Origin of the sequence: Ehrlichia canis str. Jake, assembly GCF_000012565.1 — a bacterium.
Lineage (GTDB): Bacteria > Pseudomonadota > Alphaproteobacteria > Rickettsiales > Anaplasmataceae > Ehrlichia > Ehrlichia canis.
Genome location: NC_007354.1, coordinates 921,355 through 933,667 on the forward strand (window position 1 = coordinate 921,355; position 12,313 = coordinate 933,667).

The 12,313-nt window shown below is 27.8% G+C and carries 6 protein-coding genes and 1 other RNA gene; 5 read left to right on the forward strand and 2 right to left on the reverse strand.

Annotated features, from left to right (window positions below; translation table 11 throughout):
• The first annotated feature begins 972 nt into the window (after positions 1-972).
• The 3 genes from rnpB (at position 973) to folK (ending at position 7,853) form a co-directional block, all read left to right on the forward strand.
• Positions 973-1,308, forward strand: an RNA gene (gene rnpB / locus ECAJ_RS04895) — RNase P RNA component class A.
• A gap of 1,030 nt (positions 1,309-2,338) precedes the next feature.
• Positions 2,339-5,353 carry a phosphoribosylformylglycinamidine synthase subunit PurL gene (purL, locus tag ECAJ_RS03375; protein WP_011304767.1) on the forward strand — a complete coding sequence of 1,005 codons (3,015 nt, stop codon included), beginning with the start codon at positions 2,339-2,341 and terminating at the stop codon, positions 5,351-5,353.
• A gap of 1,981 nt (positions 5,354-7,334) precedes the next feature.
• Positions 7,335-7,853 carry a 2-amino-4-hydroxy-6-hydroxymethyldihydropteridine diphosphokinase gene (folK, locus tag ECAJ_RS03380; protein ID WP_011304768.1) on the forward strand — a complete coding sequence of 173 codons (519 nt, stop codon included), beginning with the start codon at positions 7,335-7,337 and terminating at the stop codon, positions 7,851-7,853.
• A 500-nt stretch (positions 7,854-8,353) separates the two neighbouring features.
• Here the strand turns inward: folK and ECAJ_RS03385 are convergent, their stop codons facing one another.
• Complete coding sequence (locus ECAJ_RS03385) at positions 8,354-8,947, reverse strand: hypothetical protein (RefSeq protein WP_011304769.1); 594 nt, start codon at positions 8,945-8,947, stop codon at positions 8,354-8,356.
• Positions 8,948-9,032: 85 nt separating this feature from the next.
• The gene (locus tag ECAJ_RS03390) at positions 9,033-10,265 is read right to left on the reverse strand and encodes a M48 family metalloprotease (RefSeq protein ID WP_231243014.1); all 1,233 of its coding nucleotides are present in this window, start codon (positions 10,263-10,265) and stop codon (positions 9,033-9,035) included.
• Between the two features lie 284 nt (positions 10,266-10,549).
• Between ECAJ_RS03390 and rsfS the strand changes: the two genes are divergently transcribed.
• Positions 10,550-10,906 (forward strand): ribosome silencing factor, encoded by a 357-nt coding sequence (rsfS, locus tag ECAJ_RS03395; RefSeq protein WP_011304771.1) that lies wholly within the window; start codon positions 10,550-10,552, stop codon positions 10,904-10,906.
• A gap of 428 nt (positions 10,907-11,334) precedes the next feature.
• Positions 11,335-12,216 carry a diguanylate cyclase domain-containing protein gene (locus ECAJ_RS03400; RefSeq protein ID WP_011304772.1) on the forward strand — a complete coding sequence of 294 codons (882 nt, stop codon included), beginning with the start codon at positions 11,335-11,337 and terminating at the stop codon, positions 12,214-12,216.
• Positions 12,217-12,313 lie beyond the last annotated feature (97 nt).

Here is a 12,313-nt window from a genome sequence, read left to right on the forward strand (position 1 = left end):
GTAGAACAAATAAAAGCTTTTTTAACTTATAAATCAACTTGATATGACTATTGATTTAAAACAGATACATTGTATCTTTTCAGTAAATCAATTGATAACATACAGTGTTGCTCACAATATGATAGAAACCTATTATCAAAACTCATACAAAAACAAAGGAACTTGTTTTTCTAATGTATAAAATCAATGACTACACAATCTATCACAACAGTTATTCTATATTTTTCAATAGAAGTAATTAACAAACTTCAGTTTTAATTATAACAATACCAAAAATCCATCAGCTTAGTACAAGCATAAAAAAATATTTAAATTACAAAGTTAACTATTAGCATAATGCAATTTATTTAGCATCATAAACTTTAGTGCTTAACTAATGCGCAATGCTAAAACAATGATACTATTACAAAAAAAGAATTGATAACTTTTACAAAACTAACAAAATATCATTACATACTTTGTGAGTGTATCAAGTATATAAAAAACATTGACAATACTCAGTAATAAAAAACTTATATTCTATAACTTACAAAATTAACTCAATATAATACAGCATTAAATTTCAAAAGTTATGAATAACTCACAATACAAATTACAATAATTACAAACATACTATTTAAGCTCAGAATAAGAACAGAAAACTACCATTATTCTCACAGTTGCAACTATATTCAAGAAATACACACTACAAGAAAATGATGAATAAACCTTAATAACAACGTAAATAATAGCAGTAATAAACAATCAAAGTTATTACTCAAAAGATAACTCACATTCTTTAAACAACAATACTTCACTCTATAGAATTATATTTAAATAGCACATAAATTCCCTATACCATACAAAAGTTATTAGCTTTCAGCACTTTCTACAATAACAAAAAGCAACTTCTATTCAAATCTAAAAACTTGATTTTTTCCAAGTCATAAAATTACAGGTTTACTTAATACAATTAGACATTATAATAACTTGTCAGGTAAAAGAGTAGTTGCTGTACTAACATACAGAGGAAAGTCCGGACTCCAAGGGAAAATGGTGACAGGTAATCCCTGTCGGGGGTAACTTCAGGTAAAGGGCTACAGAAAATAACCGCCTTGTTAACAAGGTAAGGGTGAAAAGGCGTGGTAAGAGCACACCGTACTTATGGCAACATATAGTAGCTAGGCAACCACCACCAGGAGCAAGACTAAAATGAGGTAATGTATTTTCCCTTACAATTACCAAGGTGAGTCGCGCGAGTTAGGTAGTGATACCTATCCCAGATGAATAACTACATAAACAGAATCCGGCTTATTTTTACCTGGCACATTGATATTGTACTTTCACAAAATATAAAGCATCTATAATACCACTTTACAAAACAAATTGTATGTTAAAATACAGCAGCCATTAAACACTCTAGTCTATTATACAAATTTAAGCTGATCATGAAGTATAAAATGGTAAGCATAAAAACCAAAGTTCTACTTATCAATAATCTAGATAAAACAAATAATATATACTAAATACTATAAACAATTACCAAATCAACTAGAATGAACCTATCAGTATAAAATAAAATATTATAAACACCATATCCACTTTATAAGACAATTTATATGCTAAAAATACACTGATAATACAAACACGACGTATATTAAACAAACAACATAAGTACTACAGTACAAGTTACTCGGAATAAATAAACTTTGTCCTATAAAAAAATATAAACACAAGATTAAAAAACACCAACCTATCTCACTATTATGTTTACTTTTAAAAACTACATAATATTAAAGTAAACAGTACAATTTAGCTAAGCATAAACTCATATTTATAGCTAAATGCTCATATCAAAGAAAAAAACTTATATTAAATTATAATTGTTATAATAAAGACTCTGTTATTTATGCATTAACAAAATTATGTTAAATCACAATTAACCCGACACTTCTTAACAAGGCTTATAATTTTACAAATTTAATATTAATTACAAAAGAATCTTTTATTTTTATATTATACTATCCTACAAAAATATGTTATTTAAAGAGATATGTATAACATAACTATCATGAATTTATCATAAAAATGCATAACTTACTTAATATATAATTAATACAATACAGCCAACCTCAAGTTTTTTATAAACTAGAAGTATTGACAATTTCAGATTCTTTAAAACATCATTTAACACGTTAAATAAAAAGACACAACAACATTGTATCAAAATAAACTATAATATGTATCACTTATCTAACAGTAACATACACCAATTACCAATAGAAAATACTAATAATGTATTTGAAATTATTATTAATTATTATACAGTGTAAAGATATCACTTAACTAAAAACTATTCATGATTATAAGAATCGGAGTAATAGATAAAGTACTCCCAGAACACTATATGAGAACTAATGCTACAGTTTATACGATAGACATTAAACATCATCTAAATACAGAAACTATTAATAAAATAGGCTCACTGTTGACCAATCCAATAACACAAAAATTCTTTGCATTTATATATGACATCAGAGAATTGAATTACAAAGAAATAACTCACAATACTAATTACAATCTACTCAATACTTTCAAAGCTACTTGGTCACTAGAGAAAGGCTTTTTACCTAGAGTCACAGATAATGTTGGCAATACTACTAAGTGCATAATAAATGAAGCATTAGGAAATAACTCAGAAGTTAGTGTATTTACTTCTCAAGTAATATTTGGGCAAGAACCAATACCACAAGAAGATGAAGTATCTAAATTATTTAATTCATTAATAGAATACTGCAAACTATCTATTGCAAAAGGAGAACTATTCCAAGTACAATTCTTTGGAAATAAACAAATATTAGACCTAAATAAAATCTATTCAAACCCTTCTAACAGCATATTTTTAATTCCATACATAAAACACGAACATCTTTTTCCACAACAGAAAGCACAAAATACATATGTAACTTCCGTAGATCTAAATATTCAAGACCACAAACTAATACAAATTAGCAAACATGGAATTAATAACAGAGGTCCTTTAAACCTATCATTGGAAGCAATGAAAGCTATTCAGGCATACTTTAAAAAAATTCAACGAAACCCTAACGATATTGAACTTGAAACACTAGCACAAACCTGGTCAGAACACTGTAAGCATAACATTTTCTCATCTCCTATAGATGAAATCACAGATGGACTATATAAACACTACATAAAACGCGCAACACAAGAAATAAACTCAGAAATATGCGTCTCTACATTCTCTGATAATGCTGGAGCAATAATATTTGATGATAACTTTATCATAGCAGACAAAGTAGAAACACATAACAGTCCTTCAGCACTTGATCCATTCGGAGGAGCAATTACCGGAATATTAGGAGTAAATAGAGATATTATTGGATTTGGTAAAGGAGCAAAACCTATATTAAATGCTTATTATTTTTGCTTTTCTGAATCAGAGGAAGAATTATACAGAGATAAATCATGCACAGTAAAAGTACTACCATCCGATGTAATAATGGATGGAGTAATAAAAGGTGTAAATTCTGGAGGAAATTGTTCTGGAATACCAACAAGTTTAGGATCCGCATATTTTGATGATAGATTCCGTAGCAAACCACTTGTCTTTGTAGGATGTACAGGTATTATGCCACGCACAATTAACAATGCACTATCACATCTAAAAAAGCCAAATAATGGAGATTTCATAGTTATCGCAGGAGGTAGAACAGGAAGAGATGGAATACATGGTGCTACTTTTTCATCAAACGCATTAACTGAACATAATAGTAGCAGTACAGTAGTACAGATAGGAGACCCTATAACTCAAAAAAAATTATCTGATGCAATAATTAAAGAAGCAAGAGATTTAGATCTATACAACGCAATAACTGATAATGGTGCAGGTGGATTATCTTCTTCTGTAGGAGAAATGGGTAACAATGGTTTTAGAGTAGAGCTAGATAAAGTATTACTCAAACATGATAATATGTTACCTTGGGAAATTTGGGTCTCAGAATCTCAAGAAAGAATGACGTTTGCCGTCCCTCCTAATAAATTTACAATGTTTGAAAAAGTAATGAAAAAGCATGACGTAGAAATCAGTATAATAGGAGAATTCAACAACACTAATAAAGCTGTAGTATTATATAAAGGCTCTGTGATCATGGATATGGATGTAGATTTCTTGCATAATGGTGTTCCAAAAATCCATTTACAAACTAATTCATATACACAAACTATAGAATCAATACCTAATAAAAAGTTTAATAAACCATTAGCAGTTGAATTAAATGAGATCATACAGAGAATGAACATATGCAGTAAAGAATTTATATCTTTACAATATGATCATGAAGTACAAGGAACATCAGTAATAAAACCTCTTCAAGGCAAAGGCAGGGTAAATGGAGATGCAACAGTTATTAGACCAATATTATCATCAAACAGAGGAATAGTAAAATCACAGGGGTTAGGATCAAGCTATGGAGAAATAAGCACATATCATATGGCAGCGTGTGCAATAGATACTGCTATACGTAACTACGTTGCAGTAGGAGGAAATTTCAATCATTTAGCATTATTAGATAATTTCTGTTGGTGTGATTCAACAAATCCACAAAGATTATGGCAATTAAAAAATGCAGCAAAAGCATGTTATGACTATGCTGTAGCATTTAAAACACCTTTTATCTCTGGTAAAGATAGTATGTTCAATGATTTTAAAGGATACAATAAAAAAGGAGAAGAAATTACTATTTCTGCACCACCTTCACTTTTAATTTCTACAATTGGAATTATAGAAAATGTAGAAAACGCTGTGACACTTGATGTAAAAAGCCCTGGAGATTTAATATATATTTTAGGTATTACCTACAATGAGCTTGGAGGTTCAGAATATCAAAAATACACTGGTATAGAAAATAATAATGTACCACAAGTACACGCTGAACATGCTAAAAAATTATATACATCTTATAACAAAGCAATTAGTGCAAACCTTATAGCATCAGCCATTGCTATTAATCTAGGAGGTATAATAATTAGCTTAGTTAAATCACTCATTGGAGGACAACTTGGAGCTGAAATTAGTTTATCATCAATACCAATATGTAACATTGAGAACAATCATTTACAAGAAAAAGTTATCTTGTTCTCAGAATCACAAAGTAGGATCTTAGTAACAGTAAACGAAAACAAAAAACAAGAGTTTGAAACAATATTCAAAAACATTCCACATGCAAACATAGGTAAAGTCACATCTATAAATACTCTTATTATAGATAATATGTGCTCCATTGATTTAAACATGCTTGAATATAGTTATAAAAAATTTAGCAACATGAAGATACAATCATATGCAACATAATTGGGATTGAACAATTAGAAGACTTTAAAATCTATATACAAAAGTAAAGCAACAGTATTATAATTGTAAGTTGAAATTCAACTCTACACATCAACTGTATTAAGCAAGTACAAAACAGAAGCTACAGCACCGTAAAAAAACATATAACACAGATATTGTATTTAATCTTATTACTGTATGCCATTATTATTGCTAAAATAAATGCGTTATAAAGCAAAACCTACTTTACCATCACTTATAAAAACATTTCAGTATAAAACCTATACACATAAGAATCAAAAAAACATGAACTATAATCCCACACCAATCTTAAGTTTAAATTTATAAATTACAGCCTTTGGTTGAGGCACAAATATCTACAGCTGTTCTAAAATGAGAGATACTTTAGACATTAACTTTTCTAAAACAAAATGCACTATATATCAGTAATGATATGGAATATATATCAAATCATATAAACAAAAAATATACAATTTATTATCAATTAAACATAGTATTTGCCTAAACTTACATACTACATTAAAAAAATAAACTTTTTTCAAAAGTAGTACATTGTTGCATAAACTTTATAAAACAAAATACATTATAACCAGTTTTTACATATAACAACGCTGCAGCTATAAGTATAACGCCTGATGCTCCTTCTATACCAAAATATGCATCCCTTTTATAGTGATATCACAGCCTTCACCATCTATAAGCTTTATACGCACACTTTACTAATGTTTTTTATCAATTCCAAGTGTCTTTTCTCTATGTAACACTGTTACAACTAACTTATCTACTTTACACTTTTTTACTGCTGCTGAAATTATATAAAATAGTGATACTATAGCTGATACATCTCTCCATCACCTGTAAATTTGATAAGTGCTACACATTTTTAATGTTTTTTACCAATTACAAATGTCTTTTCTCTATGTAACACTGTTACAACTAACTTATCTACACTTTTTTACTGCTGCTGAAATTATATAAAAATAGTGATACTATAGCTGATACATCTCTCCATCACCTGTAAGTTTGATAAGTGCTACACATTTTTAATGTTTTTTACCAATTACAAATGTCTTTTCTCTATGTAACACTGTTACAACTAACTTATATACTTTACATTTTTTTACTGCTGCTGAAATTATATAAAATAGTGATACTATAGCTGATACATCTCTCCATCACCTGTAAGTTTGATAAGTGCTACACATTCTAACAACATAGAGATCTATGATTAATAATAAAAAGTGCTACATACCTTCAATTTAGATAACAGATAAATTATTTGTAACAAAAGATGTTTTATCACATTAAATTATAATAAAATGCATTACATACTCAGCAACTATATATCACAAAACTCATGATCAATACTAAATAGTACTATATACCTCCAGATTACATAGCATATCAAAAAAAACAAACCATTTTCGAAGTAGCTCATTGTATAAAATTTATAGAACAAAATATATTACACATTTAGTATAGTACTATATTTAAACAATATAAACTCACAATATAATTGTATACTCACTTAAAACCGTTGTAACAAATTAGACATCTTATATAAATTTGTAAGTAAAATGCATTATATATTTAGATATATATCTTCAAACCATATAATCAATATTAAACAATTCTCAAAATGTCTTCAACTTACATAACAAACCAAAACAAATCATCCTTAAAAAAAAGATGTTTTGTCACATTAAGCTTTATCATATAAGATGCATTATATGATCTAATGACATAAAATTTACGATCAATATCTAACAACATTTCACATATCCCAAGGTAACATAACATATTAAACAAACTATTTTAAAAAGAGATGTTATCCTATACTAAACTTTATAAAGTAAAATTCACTACTTACTCGAAACAATGTAGAATATATATAGTAACTCTGTATTACTGGCACATTCACAAAAAACTTGAAATTAAGTTTAAAATTATATACTTTATTGTTTTAAGCGAATGATATAAGATGTGTGGTCCATTGAGTAATGATATTGTTATATTAGCACTAGGAAGTAATTGCGGTAACATGTTAGGATACATTAAATCAGCAGTTAGTATGTTACCTCTATACAATATGAATTATTCTTATCTTTATAAAACACCAGCTCTATTGCCAGAAAATGCAGCTGACCATTGGGATACTCCATTTTTGAATATGGTAGTATCAGGATACACAAATTTGTCACCACACTCTATGTTAGAACAAGTTAAATCTATTGAAAAAAAGCTTGGTAGAATTAGTCATGAACGTTGGGCACCTAGGCCTATAGACATTGATATTATATTATGGGAGAATACAGTATTGGATTTAGATAATTTATCCATTCCTCACAAGCAAATGCATTGTAGAGATTTTGTGCTAGTACCACTATGCGATATTTATGCAAGACTCCCTCACCCAACATCAAAAACCTCAATACAAGATATGTTATTAAAACTAAAAGATATCAATTTAATAAAGCAGAATGCAAATTTATTTGAATAGTAGTACGTACAGTTCATTTAAAAGTAGATTGTCATCATACTATAAGGTTTGAATAGTACTAAGCCAAATATTTCACATAGTCAAAAAATGTTCGCTGTAGATTCCAACCCATTTAAATTACATAGTTTTAATATTCAAAAAATTCTCTAAATTACTAGAAGAACTATAAATTCAGTTACTGTATAATGTTACACTCAACAACACTCACCTAATTTACCTTCATAACAAAAACACACAATACAAATTTATAACATTTGATATTTAACTTATTGAAGTATTAGCAGCATCATAAAGTCTATATAAATCATATTTATATAAAACAATCCACCTAATATAGAATCTATTTTGTATTATATAAACATTTTAACAAATTCAGTTACTACTACATAAATTTATCTTGATACATAATACTTACTAAATACTTATAAAGCATTAGAAATATCACTACAGTATTACCACACTATATTATCCTACATATGAATAAAATAGCAGGTACAACTTCACTTTTTACCACAAAATGCTACACATTGCTTATAGGTTATTATCTGTCCCCCACAACTAGAAAAACATAAATTGTAATCACTTCTACATAACCTATCACATTCATCAACCTTACATAAACTAATAGATTGTGGTTCTATTATTTTAGCACTTTTTCTACTCATATTTGAAAAAAATCTATCAAAATTTTCAGGCTTATTCAAATTTCGCTGAGTATTACACATATCCATAGACATGTCACATCTAGTTTCACAAGCAGTACTATTAGAACAAGATTTCTTGCATTTTAAATTCTCACTTTCACATGAGTTTTTCTCAGTATCATTTCCTTTATCTTTACTTTCATTATTATTTACTATACTAATAAATGGCTTAGCACGCTCTTGAACATTGATCATTTTCTCAGTTAACTGACAGTTAGTTGCATTAACTTGACATTGTCTATAGCAATCATTTCTTATATAAGCACATTTCACTACACAAGCTTTTCCAGATTCACTTTCTGGATCTTTATATGTAACTTTATTATCATAAATAGGACTACAAGCGGCTTGTAGTGTTAATAAAATAAATATAGTATTTTGTATTTTCATAAAAGGTTACCACACCTTAACATTAAGTAATAAATTAAAACATTTTCATTAAAATACACATAACTATTGTTATCAACTTAACTATCTATACATTACTCAATAAACTCGTTTTTAAATCATACATACGTTCTAACTGAACACTATCTTTTGGCAAATACTTTTTTGCCAACCTAAAATATTTATCAAAATCTTTCTTATTATTTTCAAAAAAAGACTTACTTGCTAATGAAAAATATGACATTCCCAAATTTCCAGTTTTACCATAAGCAATAGCTAATTGCTTCCAAGCAAAAATATTATCTGGCTCTTGATATGTAACCTGTTCTAAATAATTCACTGCTTCTTTCTGATCATACAACAACAACGCTTGTGACGTTTCAAGTTTTATTAAAACATTATCAAAAGAAAATTTAAGAGCTAATTTATAATTCTCTACAGATTTTTTAATGTCGCCTACTTTATATAACATTTGTGCTTTTAATTCATAAAGATAAGGATCTTCTGGGGATTTTGATATTAGACTATCAAGTTTTTCCAAAGCTTTTGAAACATCAGATTGCTTATAAAAAATAATAGATTGTGCATATGGAGATAATTGATTTATATCACTTTTATCATTAACTAAGCGTTCTACTGGATTAAAAAATGCATTAATTTTTTCTACCACACGCTTAAACTTATACATATCTTCATCAGAAAAACCATGAACTTCATTGTGATTACGGTAATTTTGTATTTGCAATAATCTATCATAACTAAGAGGATGAGATAATAAATATTGATCAATGTTTCCTCTATACTGTGCTTCTAATGAATAGAAATACTTAAACATTTTAACCAATCCATCATTACTATATCCAGCTTCATCTAAATATCGCAACGCACATTGATCAGCAGATGCTTCCTGCAAACGACTATAAAGGAAAAACATTCTTTTACTAATATCATTAGTGGCAAGAGCTATTGCCTGTCCCATATCAGGATTTACTGTAATCGCAGTAATAATACCTAAAACATATCCTATCCCAGATAAAATCATTGAATTGTGTATCTTATTTTTACGGAATAATACATGCTTCTGAGATATATGACCAACTTCATGAGCCAACACTCCAATCAGTACACTCGGATCCTCCGAAAATTTAAACAACCCATAATTCAAAAATACATCATTATTATTACCATCAACATAAGCATTTACCATCTTATCATTAACAATAAATACTCTAACAGTCTCAGGATTAATTTTAGCTGCAGTAAATATTGGAAATGCTATTTTTTTTATTACAGATTCAACTTCACTATCTCTAAATATCATATAGTCATTCTGACAAAATGATATATTGCTATGCAACAAAACAATTAGAAATAATATTAAGTTTTTAATATTCATAAAATCAACCAATACACATATTCATTTAATCATATTACACATATTTATTGATAAACTTCCAAGAAAATTAATGATCAACTATATTACAAGCAACGTTAATAATATATATAAATTTTACATAAATACACTTATTTTAATTATTTTTAACTGTTTATATTACATACAATATGTAATACAATTAGAACCTATTATACTAAAACCGAGGCAAAATGAGTCCCAGTAAATCTGAAACTAACTCTACAGAAGAACTCAAAAACCTTATAACATGTATACTTGATAAACACAAAGCTAGCAACATTGTTACAATGAATATAAGTGATAAAAGCAATTTAGCAGAATATTTAATCATTGCTTCAGGTGAATCAAGTTATCACGTCAAATCATTAGCTGAAAAAATTAAAAAAGAAATCAAACCATATAAAAAATTCTCTATTGAAGGATTAAAAGATGGGAATTGGGTAGTATTAAACTGCTGTAATATATTAGTGCATATTTTTAAACCAGAAGTCAGAGAATATTATCAACTTGAAAGTTTATGGAACTCTCAAATCAAAGAAGAAAGTTAAAAGCCTATATATTGTAACACAATGCTTGAGCTATAATAAATATCACACAGTTTTAGATATGATTAATAGATTGAGTTTATTATACACCACACTATAGTGACATACGAACAAATTAGCTACAACTCTAATTGCTTAGGTCAATGTATTACTACATTGTATATTCAAACATAGTACAAATTAAAAAACACACAATCAGCATAACACGCTCTGTAATACTTTTAAACAAAATCAATAATACATTTTTTACTGTAATAGAGTAAAATAATGTTCATTACATGTAAAACATTTTGAAATTCACATGTAATTAAATTACCTTATGAATAATTCATTAACTACCATTAATGAATAAAATCATAAAATAAAATTTTTATACAAATCACATAATAAACATATTTAAATGCAGTGTTAATGTGTAAAATGAGAGAAACATGAATCAATTTGTAGTTGCAAGAAGGGCTGATGACTCTGTAATATCAGTACAACAAAACAACACCCTACAAAATTTGATGATTTCTAATCTAAATGAATCAGCAGAGACACTTTTAGAATACAAAGCAGCAGAACTAACTAACAAACCATTATCAACTATACTACATAAAAATGTTACAGAAAATATAAACAATTACTTAGAATATTCAAGTGATGGAACTGATTTATTTGACATTTTATCCAAAACAATCAATTGTTCTCTTATCGGAAAGAATAATAAAGTAATACCAATAAAACCAAAAGTTTTTAGAACTACAGCTTATAATCAAGATATAATAAATTATGAAATCCTAGTACGAGATGCTAGTATGTCACAAAAACTTGACATATTTAGACAATCTGTACTACCTAATACAAAACATAACATGCATCCATTTTTCAATATAATGGACGAAGCATCTACTAATAAAGAAATAAAAATTGTACTAGACTTTCTTCATAAATATAACATACATGCTGTCATAGGTATAATACAAATAGACCCACCACATAATAGCTCCAATATAGATACCTTAACACAGTACACCATAAATTTACTACATAAAAATGTCAGAGAGAGTGACATAGTTGGCTATATAGGAGATCATAAAATTATTTGCCTCTTATTAGGATGTAAATCTGAATATGCACACACAGCAATATCAAGAATACATAAAAATATTAACAATAACCTTCAAAATTTACATGTAAAAGCATCTATTGGTTATGCTCAAATGTACAATGAAACTGATACAACACAAATTTTAACCAACTTAAACAATATGTTATTCATTGCTCAACAAGAAGCAGGTGGAGGAACAATCAAAAGCACTAACATTTAATAACAAAATCTCTACTTAATAACATTATATTTAGTTATTTCTTTACAATTGAGTTTGCTGACAAGCGTATAATTAAACAATTCCAAAGATATATTTT

Excerpts from the sequence above, each read along its gene's own strand:
- purL (WP_011304767.1), top strand. The coding sequence starts at position 2,339 with ATGATTATAAGAATCGGAGTAATAGATAAAGTACTCCCAGAACACTAT.
- folK (WP_011304768.1), top strand. The coding sequence starts at position 7,335 with ATGTGTGGTCCATTGAGTAATGATATTGTTATATTAGCACTAGGAAGT.
- ECAJ_RS03385 (WP_011304769.1), bottom strand. The coding sequence starts at position 8,947 with ATGAAAATACAAAATACTATATTTATTTTATTAACACTACAAGCCGCT.
- ECAJ_RS03390 (WP_231243014.1), bottom strand. The coding sequence starts at position 10,265 with ATGATATTTAGAGATAGTGAAGTTGAATCTGTAATAAAAAAAATAGCA.
- rsfS (WP_011304771.1), top strand. The coding sequence starts at position 10,550 with ATGAGTCCCAGTAAATCTGAAACTAACTCTACAGAAGAACTCAAAAAC.
- ECAJ_RS03400 (WP_011304772.1), top strand. The coding sequence starts at position 11,335 with ATGAATCAATTTGTAGTTGCAAGAAGGGCTGATGACTCTGTAATATCA.